Source organism: Sphingomonas sp. FG14 (assembly GCF_057809675.1).
In genome coordinates, this window is record NZ_JBMDKK010000015.1 from 12,549 (window position 1) to 29,754 (window position 17,206).

Here is a 17,206-nt window from a genome sequence, read left to right on the forward strand (position 1 = left end):
CGCGATGGCATGATTGCAAGCTTCCCCCGGTTTCGGCAAGCGCGTGCGCGTCAGGCGTCGATCACCTGCACGCCGCTGGCCGGATCCCGCCGATAATGGGCCAGCCGCGTTTCGAGCGTGCCCAGATGGATTTCGAGCCTGTGCCCGTCGGGATCGAGGAAATAGGTGGACGCGCCTTCGCTCCTGTCCTCCTTCCAGATCACGCACCGCGCGGTCAGCGCCGCGCGGAGCGCGTCATAATCCGCGTCGGCCACGCTGAAGGCGATATGGGTATAATCCGGGTGGGGGGCGGACCGCGCCCGATCGTCGCGCGACAGGCACAGCCAGAGCGATCCCGCCTCCAGATAGGCGCCGTCGGGCCAGACCGCCCGCACCGTGCAGCCGAGCACATCGCGATAAAAGGCGAGCGACCGTTCGAGATCGGCGACCGCCAGCGTGATGTGGTTCAATCCGCTTATGCCCATCCCGTGATGATACGGTCGTGACCGATCCCGCTCAACATGGGAGCCGCTTTGTCAGGAAAGCGGCGCGTCAGGCGGGTCGGTCGAGTTGTTGCAGGAAGCGAAGCGCCGTTTCCTTGGACGGCCTTGGCCGATCGGCCCAGCCGCCGGGATGCCAGGTGGCGTTCGGCAACCTGTCTTCATCGGGTGTGATGACCCAGGTTCCGATCAGCTTCACATCGTCGCCGTGGCAGAAGAACAGATCAGCATGGCAAAAGCTGTCGGGCATATCGCCGGGATCAGGTGTGATCTGCTCGCGCAGATCGTCGATCATCTCGGCATCGCATGCCGCGTCAACCGGATGCGTAAATTCAAACATGAAGCTATCGGCATAATAGCCATATGCACGATAGTGCGGGCTATCGATCTCCATGTCGCCAGACTATCGAATGTGCGCGATCGCGGCAAACCGGGGCTTTGCCGATCTTCCTTTCGGGCCTCCCATGCGCGCCGCCGATCCCGTGCGTTCAGCCCGCCGCCCGGCTTTCGTCCGCCGCCGCGAAATGCGCCATCTGGTCGGCATGCGCCTTTTTGAAGGCGGGGCGGTCGACGAGGCGGCGGATATAGGCCTCGCTCGCGGGGCGATCGCCGCGCGCGCGGACCTGGGGGATGCGCAGCACGTCCGCCATCAGCAGATCGGCGACGGTGAAGCGGCCCTCCACCAGCCACTCGCGCCCGCCCAGCACGGTTTCCACATGCGCCAGCCGGCTGTCCAGCCAGCCCGACAGGCCGTTTTCATGATCGCCCGAAAGCCCGAGGAACCACCAGGGCACGCTGACCATCTCGATCGAATTGAGCGCGGCGATCACCCATTCGGTGGTCTCCGCCTCGCCGCGCGCGGTGCGCGGCATCAATATCTCGCTCTTCCTGGCCAGATAGAGCAGGCACGCGCCGCTTTCGAAGAGCGAGATGTCGCCTTCGGTGAGGAAGGGCACCTGCCCGAAGGGCTGGTGCGCGAAATGGCTCGGCTGGCGATCCTCGAACGGCACCGCGCCGATCGCGTAATCCAGCCCCGCTTCCTCCGCCGCCCAGCGCAGCCGCAGATCGCGCACAAAGCCGCGCGGTCCCCTGGGCACCCAGTCATAGGTGAAGATCGTCAGCGTCTCGCTCATGCTTCGGCACCTCTCCAGTCCGCGCGTATCGCGCCGCCGCGCCTCGATAGCAGGAACCACGGCCGCGCGCAGCCGGGCAGGGCGCGGCGCTGGCTGGATCGCCGCGCTTCCACAACGCCCCGGCGCGCGACTATGCTGCCGCGATGAAAAAGGGGGCGGCGATGACGGCGGATGATCTGGACAGGCTGGAACGACTGGCCGGGGTGGCGACACCGGGGCCGTGGTTCGTTCGCCGGCTGGACGACGAGCATTGCATGGGCGCGGTCGCGGTCTCCACCCGGCCGGATACCGGCATGGTGGAGGACATGCGATCGGGCAGTTGGCCGTCTTCGGAAGTGGTGGCGGCCTGCCTCATCCAGCAGCCGCCCTATGTGCTGCCCGCCGACGACCGTTTCGACGAGAATGCCGCGCTGATCGCGATGATGCGGACGGCGCTGCCTCAACTGCTCCGGCTGGCCCGGATCGGCCTGGCCGCCGACGGCGCGGGGCAGGGGGCCTGAGCACGACCGACGGACACAGCCTGCGGATCGCGCGCAAGGCGATGGCGGTCCATGGCGCGCGGACGGGCGGGTAGCGCGACGGGCGCGATGATCGCCGCGATACCCCGGCGCGTCATTCCGCCCCGGCGGCTTCGCAGGCGGCGAGGGCTTGGGCGGCCAGTTCGTCCATGTCCGGATCTTCGGAGGGTTCGGCCCAGATGCGGAGGTCCGCGATCAGCGAGGGATGGGCGCAAAGCAGGGCGGTTTCCAGCATGAGCTCGTCCACGGATTCGCCGCGCAGCGCCGCCTGAACGAAAGGCAGGGCAATGGCGGGATCACGGCGGGCGAGGCCCCATATCGCCTGGACGCGCACCACCGCGTCCTCGGCCGCATTTTCTGCCACGTGCAGCAGCGCATCCTGCACGGGCGGGGTGTCGATCTCCTCCTGCGCGAGCAGCAGCGTCGCCCAGTCGCGGTTGGAGGGATCGGCGTCGCGCGTCATCGCGATCAGCAGGCTCAGATTGGCCGCCGCCATCTCGCTGCCCGACAGCGGCACTTCGTCCGCCGCCACGGCTTTCAGGAAATCGGAGCTCGGCTCGTAACGGTCCGCCATGCGCGGCTGGGTGGCATGATGCGCGGGAGCGGGCAATGCCGGGGCGTTTCGCGCGCGATCGCCGGGGCCTGACGCGCGCGATTTTTCGTGTAGGCTGGGCGGATGAGCGATCGGATCATCACGGCGCGCGGGGGGGCAGGAAGGCTTCGGGCAGCAGGGCTTCGATGATCCGTTCAGAATATCCCCTTGAGCGCGATTTCGCGGTCCCGCGCGGATGGGGATCGGGCAGGTGCTCGGTGATCCGGGAATATCGATGGTCGTCCAGGTCGACGTCGAAACCGTAGATCCGGCCCGATCGCGTCACGAAGCTGCCGATAAGGGTATCGTCGCCATCGGGGGTCAGCGACAGGACCAGCACATCCTCGCGCGCGAACCCGAAATGCTCCAGGCTCCGGAAGAAATCCGCCGCGCTGTTGTTTCCGCCATAGCAGGCGAGGAACAGCGCGCCTTGCCTCAGCCTGTGGTTGAGCGCCCTCACGTCCGCGATGGCCTTGTCGAGCGATTCCATGCTTTTCCCGCCTCACGGTCGGCGCGCAAGCTCGTGTATCGGCCGGGCGGAGTCAACGGCGCCGGGCCGCGCGCCCGCGCCCCGCATCGCTGACGGCGGTGGAGCGCCGAACCGCCGCCGCATAAACCCGCGCAATGGGCATCGTGCAGCGCATTTCGGACGGTCTCGTCAATCTCGCCTCGGGGCTGGGCACACCCGCCGACAAACGCACCCGATCCTTCCACCACCTGAACCAGATCACGCCGGACAGGATCGACGCGGCCTATCGCGTGTCGTGGCTCGTCCGCAAGATCGTGGACCTGCCCGCGCTCGACATGACGCGCGAGCGCCGCGACTGGCAGGCGCCACAGGCCGATATCGCGCGGCTGGAGGCCGAGGAGAAGCGCGTCCAGCTCTGGGCCAGGGTGCGCGAGGCGCTGATCCTGGGCCGGCTGGGCGGCGGCGCGATCATCCTTGGCGTGGGCAATGAAGATCCCGCCCTGCCGCTCAATCCGCGCAACCTGCGCCCCGGCGCGCTGCGCTACATCCATGTCGTCAGCCGCTGGCGGCTGGGGCTGGGGCCGATCGTCAAGGATCCCGCGTCCGACATTTTCGGGATGCCCGATCATTTCACCATAGGCGGCGCTGGCAATGGCGCGGGCGGGGGCGGGCGCACCCGCATCCACCCCTCTCGCGTGGTCGTCTTTCGCGGGCGGCCCGTGCCCGATCTGGGCGTGGCGAGCGCCGAACAGGCCTTTTGGGGCGACAGCGTCATCCAGTCGATCGACGAGGCGGTGAACAATGCGGACACCGCCACCGCCGGTTTCGCCAGCCTGATCCACGAGGCCAGGCTGGACACCGTCTCCATCCCCGGCCTGATCGATCTGGTGGCGACCGAGGCGGGTGAGCAGCTTTTGCAAAAGCGCGTCGCCGTGGCCAACAGCTTCAAGTCGATCTGGAACACGCGCATCCTGGACGGCGGATCGGGCGGCGAGCGCGGCGAGGAATGGGATACCCGCCAGATCAACTGGGCGGGCATGCCGGAGGTGATGAACGCCTTCATGGGCTTTGTCGCGGGCGCCGCCGATATCCCCGCCACCCGGCTGCTCGGCCGTTCGCCGCAGGGCATGAACGCCACCGGCGACGGCGACCTGACCAATTATTACGATCGCATCCAGGCCGGGCAGGACAGCGACCTGCGCCCCCAGCTCGAACTGATCGATCGCGTGCTGATCCCCTCCGCCGGGGTGGGCGCGGGCATCGCGGGCGCCGATATCTGGTTCCGCTTCCCGCCGCTCACCACGCCGACGGCGCGTGAGGAAGCCGATATCTTCAGCACCGCGATGGATGCGGTGGGCAAGTTGCAGGGCACCGGCCTGGTCCCGCCAGCGGCGCTTTCGCGCGCGGTGCAGACCTTCATGACCGAGCGCGGCTACCTCCCCGGCCTGGAAAGCGCGCTGGCCGCGATCCCGGAGGCGGAACGCTTCCCCGATCCGGACGGCGGCAAGGCGACGGAAAAGGACGCGGAGGAAGAGGCGGAAGCCGGGGACGCGGAAGACGCCGGGGCGGGGGAAAGCCCGACCGGCAAGACAGTCGCGAAGCCGAAATCGCGCGCCGCCGCCAGCACGGAGGCCGGCCGCAAGGGCACCCACCCTTTCGGTGATTACAATCCGAACCGCTATCCGGCCGGATCGTCGCGCGGCGGGCAGTTCGCCCCCAGTGGCACGGGCATTTCCACCTCGCTTTCGGTGTTCGGAAAATCGAACGCGGCGGCGGTCACCTATGTCGAAGCGGCGCTGAACGGCGCGATCGACCAGCGCGGTGTGCGGCTGGGCGAACTTTCACCCAAGGCGACGAAGCGGCTGGCGGCGCTGGGCCTTTCGACGACGCGCCCGAACGGCCAGCCCAAATCGATCGCGGTCGACGGATCGGCGGTGATGCACATCCGCAAGCATATGGGCGTGGGCGAACGCAGGCGCGGCCAGAAACCGATCACCCAGTTCGACATCGCGGCCGCGCACCATCTGCTGAACAACGGGCGGGTCATTCGCGGCATCCCCGCCGAACACAAGGGCTCTCCGCTGATCGAAGCGCACACCCGCCGCCATGGCCGGGATTATGTTGGCGTGTTCGCGGTGCGCAAGCACACCGTGTCGCTGCACACGCTGCACGAGCTGACGGACAAGCAGAAAGCGCCGTGAAGGGGGAGGGGAGTGTCCGCGCTGCCTGATGCTAGATCCCCAGGCTAAACGTCCGAAGCGGGGCGCGGCTCTGATTACCGATATAGTGGAACCGGCCCGAAGCGACAAGGAAATTCCCGGATTCTCGCGCTGACGGAGGTGGTGCAGCCCCCTATTCCGGCAGCACCCAGCGGATGGTCTTGGTGCGCTGGGTGGGGATGGGGTTGCCGTAATTGTCGATCGCGGGGTGGTAGCGGGCGCGGCGGGTGAGGTTTTCGCAGCTCGCGGCGTCGAGATCGGCGTTGCCGCTGGAGACGACGACATGGCAATCGGTGATGAAGCCGAGCACGCCGATCGTCCAGGTGATGGTGGTGCTGCCCTGCGCCCGCGCCTTGATCGCCGCGACCGGATAATCGTCGCGCGTGATCCAGCGAGACATCCGCCGCCCGGCTTCCTCCGGGCTGATCGGTTCGATGGCGTTGAGCCGGGGCAAATTGTTGGAGGGCAGATCCGCGCCGGGCGGCCGGGCCGATCCGGGCGTGTAGATGCCGGGCAGGCTGGGCTTGAACATGTCCGGCAGGCCCGGTGGCCGCACCTTCGCCCAGTTCGGATCGGCGGGTTGTTCGGCCCCCGATCCGGCCGCCGATCCCGCCTGTTTCCCGTCGTCCTGCGCGGCCGCGCCCGTGGCTGCGAGCAGGGCGATGGGCAGGGCGGCGGCCTGGCGGCGGATCATGGCGCGACGAAAGCGGATTCGCGGGGCGCCGTCAAACCGGCCGTCTCGTTCAGCGGGGTTGCCGGCGCGGGATGCCGCTGAGCATCGCGCGCGCCGTGGCCGCTTCCGCGCCGCCGGCTTCGAGCAGGAACGGCCGGGAACAATCCTGTTGCAGCAGCAGGAAGGGCGCGTCCGTCAGCATGGGCCGGAAGGGGGCGGTGGGCAGCGTCGCGCGCAGCGCGATCAGATAGGAGCCGGCGGCCATCGTCTTCGGTTCCGCGAACCTGTCGTTGTTCCAGTCCATCCGGAATGTCCGTGGCGGATTGCCGAGCAATATCTCGTCCACCGTCACGTCGAAAACGGCATGCCTGGCGGAGATTCCGCGCGGTATCGATTGCTCCCGGCCCGTCCGCGCCTCCACCCTGGGGATGATCCGGTAGTTGGAGATGCGGCCGATCACCACCGCGTCCGCTGTCCAGATATCGTCGAGATCGAGCGGCAGGGGCACGGGGCAGGCATGGGCCGGCGCGGCGGCGCAGGCCAGGCCGGTGGCGACTGCCGCCGCGATGATCGCCGTTCGGGTGCGCATCCGGGGGAGCGTAGCGCCGCGCGCTTAACGGCGCGTTGCCGCCTGTTGCGGAACCGGCCGGAATCGTCGATCCTGCGCGGATGTGGCGTGTGGAGGCCGGGGCGGGGCGATGAAGTGGGACTGGGTCTGGGGCGTGATCGCGATCGTGCCGGCGTTCATCCTCTCGGCCTGCGCGCTGGCGTGGATCGGGATTCGGCCGGGCGGCCACTGGAGCGGCCTGGCCCTGCTGTTCGTGTTCGTCGCGGCGCTCTGCACCGGCGCCATGTGGCTGAAGAACCGGCACAGCATCCACAAGATCCGGCGCGCGGGCGGCGAGATCGCGCTGATGATCAGGCCGCTCGACGCGGCGGTGCACACCGCGCGGGATTTTCCGATGTATATCGGCATGCACATTTTCTGGTGCGGCCTGATCGGGCAGCCGCTGGACATGGGCGAGGCGCTGACCCTGTCCGCCATGCTCGCGTTTTTTGGCGGGTTGCGGCGCACCAGCTATACGCCGCCGATGACGTGGACGTGAGCTGATGGGGCGCACGCGGCGCGAGGCGCATCGGGCGCGGCGCGCGCGGGCGGAGCGGCGCTGGCCGCTGCTCTCGAACCTAATCGCCTGCCATTTCAATCAGGATTTCGACATATTGTACGGATCGCTGGAGGGGGCGATCGCGGCGGCGGCGGGGGACGGATCGATCGATCACCGCCGCGCCGTGCTGAAGGAATGGCGCGACTGGAACGCCGTGGCCGAGGGCGTGGAGGATATCCGGCCGCTGCTGGACGAGAGCTTCGCGATCGATATCGGGTTCAGGACGCCCGCCGACGCCCGCGCGCTGATGACGCGGATCCATGACGGGCTGCTGGCGGGGGTGAAGGCGGAGACGCGGCGGGACGGGTGAGGCGTCGCCGCCCCCCGCCATCGCCCCCCACCATCGCCCCGCCATGCCGATCATCGCCGTGGACGGCTGAGCCGCAGGGCGCGGGCCTGCCATTCGCACGCCCTCATCGCCTGCTCGATCCAGGCATGGACGCGGAGCCGCGAGCTATCGGTGGTGGTGGCCGTGGCGATCGCCGCCTGATCCTGATGCGACACCCCGAACAGCGTGACGCGCAGCCGCCCGGCCACGCCGAGTTCTTCCCATTGGCGCCGCAGCGCGTCGTGATCGATGCGGGTGAAGCCTCGCGCGGGCAGCGATGTGCCATAGGCAAGTTCGTCGGGGCCAAGGCCGGTGGCGGCGCGCATCATGTCGCAGATCGGCTCCTGTTCCGGATCCGGCCCGGTCGGCGGCGGCGGCGGTTCGCCGGTGTTGGGATATTCCGTATTGATCAGCCACGTGGCCACGCCCCGATATTCGGTCCATCCGGTATCGCGGACCCAGCTCCACAGCAGGATGCCGCACAGCGCGCCCGCCAGCGCGATCGCGGCCCCCGCCGCCAGCCTGTTCCGCATGTCGCCCTCTCCTCGCAAGCCGTTGCGACAGGGTGATATCGGCTGGCGGGGATGATGCAATCCGCCCATCGCGCCCTGGCGGCGGGCGCCGTGGCGGGCTAGGCTGCGGCCATGCGGATCGTCGCCATCATCGCGGCCGGACTGGCGCTCGCGCTTGGCGGCGCGGCCCAGCCCGCCGCCGCGCCCGCCGTGACGCCCCCCGCTACGGATGCGGAGCTGCGCGCGGCCTGCGTCGCGGAGGGCGGCACGCCGCGCGGCTATGGCGCGGCCGAACGCCGCCGCTGGTTTTGCGAGCGCGTCTTCGCCGATGCGGGAAAGACCTGCCGGGCGCGATCGGATTGCATCGGCGATTGCACCCTGCCGGACGATTACAAATGGTATGCCGGAACCCCGCCGCTGACCGTTGGCACCTGCGAAGCGGTTTCGCGGGTGGGCTGCATGAATGTGCTGCGCGACGGCATGCCCGTGCATTTCTGCCAGGATTGACGCGGCGGGAGCCCGCTGGAGTCCCGCCCCATGCATCAGCCCGGCGCGGGCTGGGGCCTGCCAGCCGGATCGCGCTCAGTCCGTCGGGAGATGCCAGCCTGCGCCGGCATGACGGGCTGGGTTGGCGGGCCGCGACGGCGGGTTACCGGGCCTGTTGTTCGGCGGCGTCGAAGGCGCGCATGATCTCCGCGCAATCGACCTGCATCCTGGCCGCGTTGCGGGTGCAGATTTCCAGCACCTTGTCGCGGTGGGCCTTCCTGGCCTTCAGCGCCGCGCTGATTTCCTCCAGCTTTTGCCGGGCGACATAGGCGTCGCCATTCTTCACCGTGGCCAGGCCGTCGCCGCCCAGATCGGCGGCGAAGGATTCGGGCGAATGGACGATGAAGACGGAGCCACCCTGCTTGCGGGCGATCAGCGCCCGATCGCCGCTCCACAGGATCATGTTGCGGCCGAATGTCTCGGGCTTGTACGCGATCGGATCGGCCAGATAGCCGCCCCATCTCATCACCGTCAGCCAGCTATCGATCAGATGGAATGACAGCAGCATCAGCACCGCGATGAAGACGATCTGCACCCGCAGATGGATCAGCCGGTAATTGGCGATCAGCATGCCGATCAGCGCGGCCAGCGCGATCATCAGCCACATCTGGCTGGGGTACCAATGATCGTTGAGCGCGATGATCCGCGCCGGGGCCAGGAACGCCTCGATCCATTCCGCACCCCTGAAGCCGGTGGCATGGGCGTGGCTGATCGACCGCCGGACCAGATAGGCGAGGACGAGCAGGACGACGCCGACGCGGCCAGCGATCCGGTTCCAGCGATCGGCCGATGCCTGGCTGGCCCAGAACAGCCAGCCCACCCCGATCGCCAGCGACGCCTGCACCGCCAGGTTGATGCCGGACATGACCACGTCCGACGGCGAGGCGACCGACAGGAAATTGACGCCCCACATGCGGAACACGACCGTGTTGATCGCGGCCGACAGGAAGAAGGACGCGGCGCTGACCACCGAGAATATCTCGATCACGAACGTCAGCAGCGATCGCGATCCCCGCCGCCGCGCCGCCTTGACGGTCGTGCCCGTATCCGTGCCGGCCATGATTCCCCCACCCATGTTCCCCGCCCCATTCATGACGCGGCGATCGGCGCGCGTCGAGGGGATGCGGGGCGGGATACGGGGAATGTATCAGGATGGTGCGCCGCCGCTCAGCCCGAACGCTGGGGGAGGTGCGATCTCCCTAGAAATGATGCTCCAGCGGCAATGCGCCGGCGTTCATCGCCCAGGGGTGCTGGCGTTCCTCATAGACCGACACCCCTGGCGGCGGGAAATTCGGATCGGCGAAGGCGCCGACCGCGATCGAGATGAAACCGGGGAAGGCGCTGGGTTCCCAATAGACGGTCGATCCGCATTCGGGGCAGAAATGGAAGGTGGCGGCGGTGCCGCTGTCGCCCACCCGCGTCCATTGCGAGGATCGGCCCGCGATCGCCACGTTCCCGACCGGAAAGCGCGCCTGCGCGGCGAAGACGCTGCCCGTGCGCTTCTGGCATTCCAGGCAGTGGCAGATCGAGATGCGGACGGGTTCGCCCTGGCAGGCAAGGCGGAGCTGTCCGCAACCGCAGGTGGCCGTCCGGTGCGTCATGCCCTGATGATAGGACGGGATCGGGCCGGGTGGAAGCGCGCCGGACGCCCATGATTCGGACGCTGCCCGCCCAAAACCCACCAGATCGGCAAAGCTTTAACCATTATTTGAGGGTTCGGCCCCCACTGGGCGGTTGGGGTATCAGGGTCGGGCCAGCATGTTGCGTTTCTATTATTGTATCCAGAATGATCACGACCTGCGTCTCGTCGTGCTCGCGGCGCTGATCTGCGTCACCGCGTCGTTCGCGGCGGTGATGCTGCTGCGCCATGCGCGTTCCGCCACCGGGGGGCCGCGCCGCGTGTGGCTGGGCGCCGCCGGGGTGACGAGCGGTTTCGGCATCTGGGCCACCCATTTCGTGGCGATGATCGGTTATGATCCGGGCGTCGTCGTCGGCTATGCGCTGGGGCTGACCGCCGCGTCGCTGGCGGTGGCCGTGGCCTCCACCAGCCTGGGTTTCGGGCTGGCGCTGACGGGCCGACGGCCCGCGATGCGCGTGCTGGCCGCCGTCGCGGTGGGCGCGGGCATCGCATCGATGCATTATCTGGGCATGGCCGCGGTCGAGTTTCCCGGCGAGTTCCGCTGGTCGGCGGATTATGTGTCCGCATCCATCCTGTTCGCGATCGTGCCGGTGGCGCCCGCGCTCACGCTGGCGCTGGATCGCCGCGACGTGCGCTCCGCGATCGGCGCGGCGCTGCTGCTGGTGCTCGCCATCGTGCTGCTGCACTTCACCGGCATGGCCGCGATCACGGTGATCCCCAGCCATGAGGCGGCGGACGGCGCAACGCTGTTGTCGCCGATCGCGATGGCGATCGCGGTGGCGGCCACCGCCTTCGGCGTGCTCGCCTTCGGCATATTGGCGGCGCTGCTCAGCGGCCGCGCGCGCGCCGCGATCGTGGCGAGCGAGCGCGAGTTCGGCGTGCTGGTGCGCGGCATCAGCGATTGCGCCATCTACATGCTCGACGCCGACGGCCATGTGACGAGCTGGAACGCCGGCGCGCAGCGGCTGAAGGGCTATGCCGAAAGCGAGGCGCTGGGGCTGGACGTCGCCGCCTTCCATTCGGCGGAGGACCGCGCCGCCGGCGCGGCGCGGCGCGGGCTGGACGCGGCGCGCGACCATGGCCGGTTCGAGACCGAGGGCTGGCGCTATCGCAAGGATGGCAGCCGCTTCTGGGCGCATGTCTCGATCGAGGCGGTGCATGACGAGGATGGCGGTTTTCACGGCTTCGCCAAGATCACGCGCGACATGACCCGCCACAAGGCGCATCAGGACGCGCTGGAGACGATGACCGGCAATCTGAACGCCGCGCTTTCCAACATGCAGCAGGGGCTGTGCCTGTTCGGGCCGGACGACCGGCTGGTGGTTTCCAACAATCGCGTGGGCGAGATATTCGGCATCGCGCCCGGCGAATGCCCGGCGGGCATGCCGTTCACCGACGTGTTCCGCCTGGGCCTGGCCAAGCGCGCGGGGGGCGATGTGGCGCCCGCGCTGCTGGACGAGGTGATCGCCCGCCACCGCGCGATCATCGGCCAGCCGGGCGGCGGCACCGTCATCGTGCCCTTCACCGAGGCGTGCACGCTCTCCATCTCTCACCGCCCCACCGCGGAGGGCGGCTGGGTCACCACCTTCGACGACATCACCGAACGCCGCCGCGCCGAACAGCGCATCGAGCATATGGCGCTGCATGACGGGCTGACCGGCCTGCCCAACCGCGTGCATTACAATGAACGGCTGGCCGCCGAGATCCAGCGCGCCGAGCGCGCGGGCAGCCGCCTGGGCGTGATCGGCATCGACCTCGATCGCTTCAAGGAGATCAACGACGCGCACGGCCACGGGCTGGGCGATCTGGTGCTGAAGGCGCTGGCGGACCGGATGCAGGCGGTGCTGGAGGGCGGCGAGATGGTCGCGCGTTTCGGCGGCGACGAATTCGCGGCGTTCAAGCCGTTTCGCGAGGAACATGAGATCGCCGATTTCGTCGCGCGGCTGGAACGCTGCCTGAACGAGACGATCGACCTGGACGGGGTGACCGTGATCCCCGGCGCCAGCATCGGCATCGCCGTCTATCCCGAGGACGGGCGCAGCCAGGCGCAGATCCTGAACAACGCCGATCTCGCCATGTACCGCGCCAAGGATACGGTGGGGCGGCAGATCTGCTATTACGAACAGGGCATGGACGAGGCCGCCCGCGCCCGCCGCGTGATCGCCAACGACCTGCGCGAGGCGATCCCGCGCGGCGAATTCAGCCTGGCCTATCAGGTGCAGCGTTCGGTGAGCACGGAGGAGGTGACGGGTTACGAGGCGCTGCTGCGCTGGCGCCACGCGCGCGACGGCTGGGTCTCTCCACAGGAATTCATCCCGATCGCCGAGGAAAGCGGCGAGATCATCCGCATCGGCGAATGGGTGCTGCGCACCGCCTGCATGGAAGCCGCGCAGTGGGAACAGCCCTATCGCGTGGCGGTGAACCTGTCCGCCGTGCAGCTCATGCATGTCGACCTGATCAACATCGTCACGCTGGCGCTGCTCGATTCCGGGCTGCCCGCCACCCGGCTGGAACTGGAGATCACCGAAACCGCCTTTGTCGCGGACAAGCAGCGCGCGCTCCACATCCTGCGCCAGATCAAGGCGCTGGGCGTATCGATCGCGATCGACGATTTCGGCACGGGCTATTCGTCGCTCGACACGCTCAATTCATTCCCGTTCGACAAGATCAAGATCGACCGGTCGTTCCTGCTCGAATCCGAGACGAGCCATCAGGCGCGCGCCATCGTGCGCGCGGTGCTGGCGCTGGGCCGCAGCCTGGAAGTGCCCGTGCTGGCGGAAGGGCTGGAAAGCGAGGAACAGCTCCGCCTGCTGCGCCACGAGGGCTGCGACGAGGCCCAGGGCTATTTCTGGGGCCGCCCCATGGCCCACCCGCTGGCGCCCCGCCCGGCGGAACCGGCCCCCGCACAGACGCGGATCGCGGCGGTGGGCTGACGGGGCGCATCCCCGGCGGATAGCCTCACGCGAAGTGCAGCGCATCCGGCATCAGCGCGGCGGGTGGCGCGGATGGCGGTGAGGGGACGAGGTCTTCGGCGGAGACCAGGCTGGTCGCGGTGATCGGCTGGTCGCCCACCATCACCTTGCCCGCCGTCAGGTCGAAGCGCAGCATGCGCACCTCTCCGTCGAAGTCGAGGCGGAGGCCCGTGGTGCCGATCGGGATGGCGATCAGGTCGTCGTCGATATCGTCCACCAGCACCAGCGACGAGCCGGAGATATAGGCGGCGAAGTTCGCGGCCCCCTCGTTGAAGGCGACGGTGTCTCCGCCGCGCCCGAACGAACCGTCGAGCGAGACGCTGCCGTCGACGATCGTGATCCGCTCCACCCCGTTGGTGCCGAATATCTGCGCGTCGCCGTCGATGGCATAGGTGCCGTCCTGCGACAGCAGCAGCAGCCGCGCGACGGCGGCGGGGTTCTCGCCGGCGGGCAGCGGCGTATCGTCCGCCGGCGCCAGGATCTTGCCCGCGACGCCTGAAAAGACCTGTGCGCCGATCTTCAGCGCCGTGCCGTCGAACACCAGCTTGCGCACGCCGTCGTCGAACACCACGGGCAGCCCGGCGCTGCCCACCGGGATCGCCACGGACATGTCGCCCTTGCTGAACACCGCCGTCGATCCCGCCAGGCGGATGTCATAGGCGCTGGCCAGGCCGGGCAGGCGCACGATATCGCCGCCGCGCGCGAAGGATCCGTCCAGGCTCACCGCATAGGAACCCTCCAGGATGGTGAGATCCTGGAAGCCGTTGGTGCCGAACACCTCGCCCGCGCCGCCCACGCCGCCGGCATAGCCGTCGAACATCACCAGCCGGAAACGGGGATCGGACACGTTCACGCTGACGGTGGCGGTATCCGTGCCGCCATGCCCGTCCGATACGGTGTAGGTGAAGCTGTCCGGCCCCACATAATTGGCGGCGGGCGTGTAGGTGATGGTGCCGTTCGGGTTCGCCACCGCCGTGCCGTGCAGCGCGGCGCCGACGCTGGCGATGGCCAGCGCGTCGCCGTCCGCGTCCACGTCGTTGGCGCGCACCGCGATCGTCACCGCGCCGCCGCGCGGGGCCCTGGCGCTGTCGTTCACCGCGTCCGGCGTGTCGTTCACCGGCGCGATGGCGACGGTGACGGTGGCCGTGCCGATATCGCCGGCCTTGTCGATCACGGTGTAGGTGAAGCTGTCCTGCCCATTGGCGTTGGCATTGGGGGTGTAGGTGATCGTGCCGTCCGGGTTGATCACCGCGCTGCCCTTCGCCGGCGCGCCCACCGAAACCAGGCTCAGGCTCTGCCCATGGTCGCTCGCGGCATCGTTGCCGAGCACGGCGATCACCACCGAGCCGTCCTCGGCCACGTTCGCGGCATCGTCGGCGGCGTCGGGCGGGCCGAGGCTCTCCACGCCGGTGACGGCGAGCGTGATCGTGCCCAGCACCTGCGGCGCGGCGCCGGGCGTCGCGTATTTCAGCACGGTTCCCGTCGTCGGCATGGTCTGGCCCACGCGCAGCTCGGTCACCGGCCCGTCGGGCGTGTCGAACGCGACGACCAGGTCCGCCGGCCCGCCCTCGACCGAGGCGCCCAGGATGCGGATCACCTGCCCTTCGGCGAGGGTGAGGGTGAGGGTGGCGCCGTCGGCGTCGAGCGGCAGCAGCGGATAGCTGTCGAAATCGCCGCTGTCGGCGGTCGATACGCCCAGCACCTGGATGAAATATTGCAGCGTGAAAGCCAGCATGATGAGCGAGAACTTGACCTGGTCCAGCCCGTCCTGGTCGAATTCGGAAGGCTGCACCTGGTTCAGATCGATGCCGCCCGGCGTCACGTCCTTCGTGTTCGTGCCCACCACATAGCGGTTGAGCAGCCAGAACTGGTTCTGTTCGAAGACATAGAACGCGTCCGGGGTGGAGCCGTAGAGCGGCGTGAAGCCGTTGGCGAAGCTTTCCGCCGCCGTGCTGACATCGTCCATCGCATTGGCGCCGTTGCCCGGCGCGGTGACATGGGCGAGGCCGAAGGCGTGGCCGAGCTCGTGCGCCACCGTGTTGATCAATTGCTGCATCTCGCCGGCGGAGACGGGGGTGACGCCGTCCGCCTGATATCCGTCCATCAGGATGAAGACGTCGTCGTCGCGGATGACATTGTAGAAGTCCGGCTGGCTGTAAACATATTCGCCGCGATACCGGATGGCGGGCGTCGCGGCGTTGCCGTCGTGATCGTAGAAGATCTTCTGCGCCGAGAAATAGACGCTGGTCGCCCGTTCGGCGTCCGGGGAGCGGCCGGCGACCACCGTGATCTCCACCCCCGAACGATCGAAGATCGCCTGCACGCCCTGGACGATCTCGCGCTTCTGCGCGTCGGTGAAGCGGCCGAGCGCGGGGAAGCCCGGCTTCGACGTCACCGATTGAAACGATCCGTCCTCGGTATGGATGTCGATCACGCTGAAGATGCGCGACATCTCCGCTTCGAAATCGATATAGACATAGGGCAGCCGGTAGATATCGGTGCCCGCCGGCGGAATCGCGAATTCCTGGGTGATGCGGAGGTCCGCCCAGGCCGGCGTGGTCGGGCTGTTGAACAGCAGATATTCGATATTGTAGAGGTCGTCGGCGCGGCCGCCCGGGCCCAGGTCCGTCACGCGGAAACCGCCGGCGATGGATTCGACCTTGTAGGCGTCGCGCGGCTTTTCATAGACCGCCACGTCGATGCCGTTGTCCGGCATCACGCGGCTCACCCCGTCGCCGACGATCGCGGCGCCGCCGACCAGCGTGTCGCGCCCCTCGCCGCCGCGCAGCACGTCGTTGCCGTCGCCGCCGAACAGCAGGTCGTCCCCGCCATTGCCGAAGATCAGGTCGCGCCCGTCGCCGCCGTGAACGATGTCGTCGCCCAGCCCCGCGTCGAACCTGGTGTTCGCGTCCCAGATCGTCGTGCCCTGCAGCGTGTAGGCGTCGGGATCGGGCAGCCAGACGACGTCGTTGCCCGACGCGGCGAAACCGACCTGCGCGCCCGCCAGCACCGCCTGCGCCTGCGAGGGGAGGAGGTTGTTGAAATCGACGGTGTTCTGCCAGTTGTCGAACAGGCTTTCGGCGCGGATGTTGAACAGCCAGCGCCCGGCCTCCCCGGTGTTGCCGGCCAGCTCCTCCGCCGCCAGCATCTGGCTTTCATTGCCGGAAATGGCCAGTTCGTAAAATGATCCCGGCGCCGCCGTGCCCGCCGAGATGCCGGCACGCGCGACCCCGGCCGCGCCCGCCGATCCGACCACCCAGTTGATCGCCTCGTAGCGGAACTCGATATCGAAATCTCCGGCGCCCCGATCGCTCAGGATAAGCTGGAAGGCGTTGAGCTTGTCGGTCTTGTTCTGGAAATAGCCGACATCGTCCCAGGTGATGATCACCCGGTCGTTGGCGGTATCCAGATAATAATAGACGCGGTTCGATCCGGTGGAGGTGCCGCCGGGCGTGGCCGTCGCCGTGCCGCCGCGCGTGTCCACATCGCCGAAGAACACCGCGATCTCCGCCAGCCCGGTATCGTCGACGAAGCCCGGCGTCAGCGAAAAGCGCGGCGCGCCAAAGGTGACGCTGCCGTTGTTGTTGACGATCAGGCCGGAATAGGTCTGGCCGAAGAATGTGATGCCATCCTCGAAGATGGTGCTGATATTGACGAAGCCGGAACCGTCATCGACGCGCCCCAGCGCCAACGATCCAAAGCCCGCGGAGCCGCCCAGGCCCGAGATCAGGTTTACGCCCATCGAAACCCCCCACTATTCAAATGGCTATGACGGGGCCGGGCGTATCAGCGCGGGGCGCGCCCGAATTGTAGAATTTTGACGGTTGCGCGGGAATGGGGCGGGGGATGCCGGAGGCCGGACGCAGCCAGCCTATTTAAGCGCGGCCCTGACCCGAACCCAAACCAGGCTGATTATCGGACGGTAAAACACCCGTGCGGGGGCGTGCCCGGCCCGTTCAG

Annotated in this window: 17 protein-coding genes; 6 read left to right on the forward strand and 11 right to left on the reverse strand. The window is 68.3% G+C overall.

Annotated features, from left to right (window positions below; translation table 11 throughout):
* Window positions 1-50 precede the first annotated feature (50 nt).
* The 3 genes from ACODTA_RS24335 to ACODTA_RS24345 all read right to left on the reverse strand — a co-directional run bounded on the left by ACODTA_RS24335 (window position 51) and on the right by ACODTA_RS24345 (window position 1,612).
* Window positions 51-464, reverse strand: a complete 414-nt coding sequence (locus ACODTA_RS24335) for a VOC family protein (protein ID WP_489069515.1) — start codon at window positions 462-464, stop codon at window positions 51-53.
* 67 nt (window positions 465-531) lie between these two features.
* Window positions 532-873 (reverse strand): hypothetical protein, encoded by a 342-nt coding sequence (locus ACODTA_RS24340; protein ID WP_489069517.1) that lies wholly within the window; start codon window positions 871-873, stop codon window positions 532-534.
* Window positions 874-967: 94 nt separating this feature from the next.
* Entirely contained in the window at window positions 968-1,612 is a 645-nt protein-coding gene (locus ACODTA_RS24345; protein WP_489069519.1) for a glutathione S-transferase family protein, read from the reverse strand.
* A 143-nt stretch (window positions 1,613-1,755) separates the two neighbouring features.
* Between ACODTA_RS24345 and ACODTA_RS24350 the strand changes: the two genes are divergently transcribed.
* Window positions 1,756-2,112, forward strand: a complete 357-nt coding sequence (locus ACODTA_RS24350; RefSeq protein ID WP_489069521.1) for a hypothetical protein — start codon at window positions 1,756-1,758, stop codon at window positions 2,110-2,112.
* Between the two features lie 112 nt (window positions 2,113-2,224).
* On the opposite strand, the gene ACODTA_RS24355 is transcribed toward ACODTA_RS24350, so the two are convergent.
* Window positions 2,225-2,704, reverse strand: a complete 480-nt coding sequence (locus tag ACODTA_RS24355) for a lyase (protein WP_489069523.1) — start codon at window positions 2,702-2,704, stop codon at window positions 2,225-2,227.
* Window positions 2,705-2,822: 118 nt separating this feature from the next.
* Window positions 2,823-3,212, reverse strand: coding sequence for a hypothetical protein (locus tag ACODTA_RS24360; RefSeq protein WP_489069525.1), 390 nt, complete (start codon window positions 3,210-3,212; stop codon window positions 2,823-2,825).
* Between the two features lie 134 nt (window positions 3,213-3,346).
* On the opposite strand from ACODTA_RS24360, the gene ACODTA_RS24365 reads away from it, so the two are divergent.
* Complete coding sequence (locus ACODTA_RS24365) at window positions 3,347-5,392, forward strand: phage portal protein (RefSeq protein WP_489069527.1); 2,046 nt, start codon at window positions 3,347-3,349, stop codon at window positions 5,390-5,392.
* 151 nt (window positions 5,393-5,543) lie between these two features.
* Here ACODTA_RS24365 and ACODTA_RS24370 read toward each other — a convergent pair whose 3' ends face one another.
* Both ACODTA_RS24370 and ACODTA_RS24375 read right to left on the reverse strand, forming a co-directional pair.
* The gene (locus tag ACODTA_RS24370; RefSeq protein WP_489069529.1) at window positions 5,544-6,104 is read right to left on the reverse strand and encodes an energy transducer TonB; all 561 of its coding nucleotides are present in this window, start codon (window positions 6,102-6,104) and stop codon (window positions 5,544-5,546) included.
* Between the two features lie 49 nt (window positions 6,105-6,153).
* Window positions 6,154-6,672, reverse strand: coding sequence for a hypothetical protein (locus ACODTA_RS24375; RefSeq protein ID WP_489069531.1), 519 nt, complete (start codon window positions 6,670-6,672; stop codon window positions 6,154-6,156).
* Between the two features lie 109 nt (window positions 6,673-6,781).
* Between ACODTA_RS24375 and ACODTA_RS24380 the strand changes: the two genes are divergently transcribed.
* Entirely contained in the window at window positions 6,782-7,189 is a 408-nt protein-coding gene (locus ACODTA_RS24380; RefSeq protein WP_489069533.1) for a hypothetical protein, read from the forward strand.
* Between the two features lie 4 nt (window positions 7,190-7,193).
* On the forward strand, window positions 7,194-7,559 hold the full coding sequence (locus tag ACODTA_RS24385; RefSeq protein ID WP_489069535.1) for a hypothetical protein: 366 nt from the start codon (window positions 7,194-7,196) through the stop codon (window positions 7,557-7,559).
* A gap of 50 nt (window positions 7,560-7,609) precedes the next feature.
* Here ACODTA_RS24385 and ACODTA_RS24390 read toward each other — a convergent pair whose 3' ends face one another.
* On the reverse strand, window positions 7,610-8,110 hold the full coding sequence (locus ACODTA_RS24390; RefSeq protein ID WP_489069537.1) for a hypothetical protein: 501 nt from the start codon (window positions 8,108-8,110) through the stop codon (window positions 7,610-7,612).
* A 111-nt stretch (window positions 8,111-8,221) separates the two neighbouring features.
* Here ACODTA_RS24390 and ACODTA_RS24395 point away from each other — a divergent pair, with 111 nt between their 5' ends.
* Window positions 8,222-8,596, forward strand: coding sequence for a hypothetical protein (locus ACODTA_RS24395; RefSeq protein WP_489069539.1), 375 nt, complete (start codon window positions 8,222-8,224; stop codon window positions 8,594-8,596).
* Between the two features lie 142 nt (window positions 8,597-8,738).
* On the opposite strand, the gene ACODTA_RS24400 is transcribed toward ACODTA_RS24395, so the two are convergent.
* On the reverse strand, window positions 8,739-9,695 hold the full coding sequence (locus ACODTA_RS24400; RefSeq protein WP_489069541.1) for a hypothetical protein: 957 nt from the start codon (window positions 9,693-9,695) through the stop codon (window positions 8,739-8,741).
* 139 nt (window positions 9,696-9,834) lie between these two features.
* On the reverse strand, window positions 9,835-10,236 hold the full coding sequence (locus ACODTA_RS24405) for a GFA family protein (RefSeq protein WP_489069543.1): 402 nt from the start codon (window positions 10,234-10,236) through the stop codon (window positions 9,835-9,837).
* Between the two features lie 157 nt (window positions 10,237-10,393).
* Here ACODTA_RS24405 and ACODTA_RS24410 point away from each other — a divergent pair, with 157 nt between their 5' ends.
* Window positions 10,394-13,207: a bifunctional diguanylate cyclase/phosphodiesterase gene (locus ACODTA_RS24410; RefSeq protein ID WP_489069545.1), complete on the forward strand. Its 2,814-nt coding sequence runs from the start codon at window positions 10,394-10,396 to the stop codon at window positions 13,205-13,207.
* 25 nt (window positions 13,208-13,232) lie between these two features.
* Here ACODTA_RS24410 and ACODTA_RS24415 read toward each other — a convergent pair whose 3' ends face one another.
* Window positions 13,233-16,988 carry an Ig-like domain-containing protein gene (locus tag ACODTA_RS24415; RefSeq protein ID WP_489069547.1) on the reverse strand — a complete coding sequence of 1,252 codons (3,756 nt, stop codon included), beginning with the start codon at window positions 16,986-16,988 and terminating at the stop codon, window positions 13,233-13,235.
* Between the last annotated feature and the right edge of the window lie 218 nt (window positions 16,989-17,206).

Bases quoted from the DNA above. Each gene is read 5' to 3' on its own strand.
- ACODTA_RS24335 (WP_489069515.1), bottom strand. From the start codon at position 464: ATGGGCATAAGCGGATTGAACCACATCACGCTGGCGGTCGCCGATCTC.
- ACODTA_RS24340 (WP_489069517.1), bottom strand. From the start codon at position 873: ATGGAGATCGATAGCCCGCACTATCGTGCATATGGCTATTATGCCGAT.
- ACODTA_RS24345 (WP_489069519.1), bottom strand. From the start codon at position 1,612: ATGAGCGAGACGCTGACGATCTTCACCTATGACTGGGTGCCCAGGGGA.
- ACODTA_RS24350 (WP_489069521.1), top strand. From the start codon at position 1,756: ATGAAAAAGGGGGCGGCGATGACGGCGGATGATCTGGACAGGCTGGAA.
- ACODTA_RS24355 (WP_489069523.1), bottom strand. From the start codon at position 2,704: ATGGCGGACCGTTACGAGCCGAGCTCCGATTTCCTGAAAGCCGTGGCG.
- ACODTA_RS24360 (WP_489069525.1), bottom strand. From the start codon at position 3,212: ATGGAATCGCTCGACAAGGCCATCGCGGACGTGAGGGCGCTCAACCAC.
- ACODTA_RS24365 (WP_489069527.1), top strand. From the start codon at position 3,347: ATGGGCATCGTGCAGCGCATTTCGGACGGTCTCGTCAATCTCGCCTCG.
- ACODTA_RS24370 (WP_489069529.1), bottom strand. From the start codon at position 6,104: ATGATCCGCCGCCAGGCCGCCGCCCTGCCCATCGCCCTGCTCGCAGCC.
- ACODTA_RS24375 (WP_489069531.1), bottom strand. From the start codon at position 6,672: ATGCGCACCCGAACGGCGATCATCGCGGCGGCAGTCGCCACCGGCCTG.
- ACODTA_RS24380 (WP_489069533.1), top strand. From the start codon at position 6,782: ATGAAGTGGGACTGGGTCTGGGGCGTGATCGCGATCGTGCCGGCGTTC.
- ACODTA_RS24385 (WP_489069535.1), top strand. From the start codon at position 7,194: ATGGGGCGCACGCGGCGCGAGGCGCATCGGGCGCGGCGCGCGCGGGCG.
- ACODTA_RS24390 (WP_489069537.1), bottom strand. From the start codon at position 8,110: ATGCGGAACAGGCTGGCGGCGGGGGCCGCGATCGCGCTGGCGGGCGCG.
- ACODTA_RS24395 (WP_489069539.1), top strand. From the start codon at position 8,222: ATGCGGATCGTCGCCATCATCGCGGCCGGACTGGCGCTCGCGCTTGGC.
- ACODTA_RS24400 (WP_489069541.1), bottom strand. From the start codon at position 9,695: ATGGCCGGCACGGATACGGGCACGACCGTCAAGGCGGCGCGGCGGCGG.
- ACODTA_RS24405 (WP_489069543.1), bottom strand. From the start codon at position 10,236: ATGACGCACCGGACGGCCACCTGCGGTTGCGGACAGCTCCGCCTTGCC.
- ACODTA_RS24410 (WP_489069545.1), top strand. From the start codon at position 10,394: ATGTTGCGTTTCTATTATTGTATCCAGAATGATCACGACCTGCGTCTC.
- ACODTA_RS24415 (WP_489069547.1), bottom strand. From the start codon at position 16,988: ATGGGCGTAAACCTGATCTCGGGCCTGGGCGGCTCCGCGGGCTTTGGA.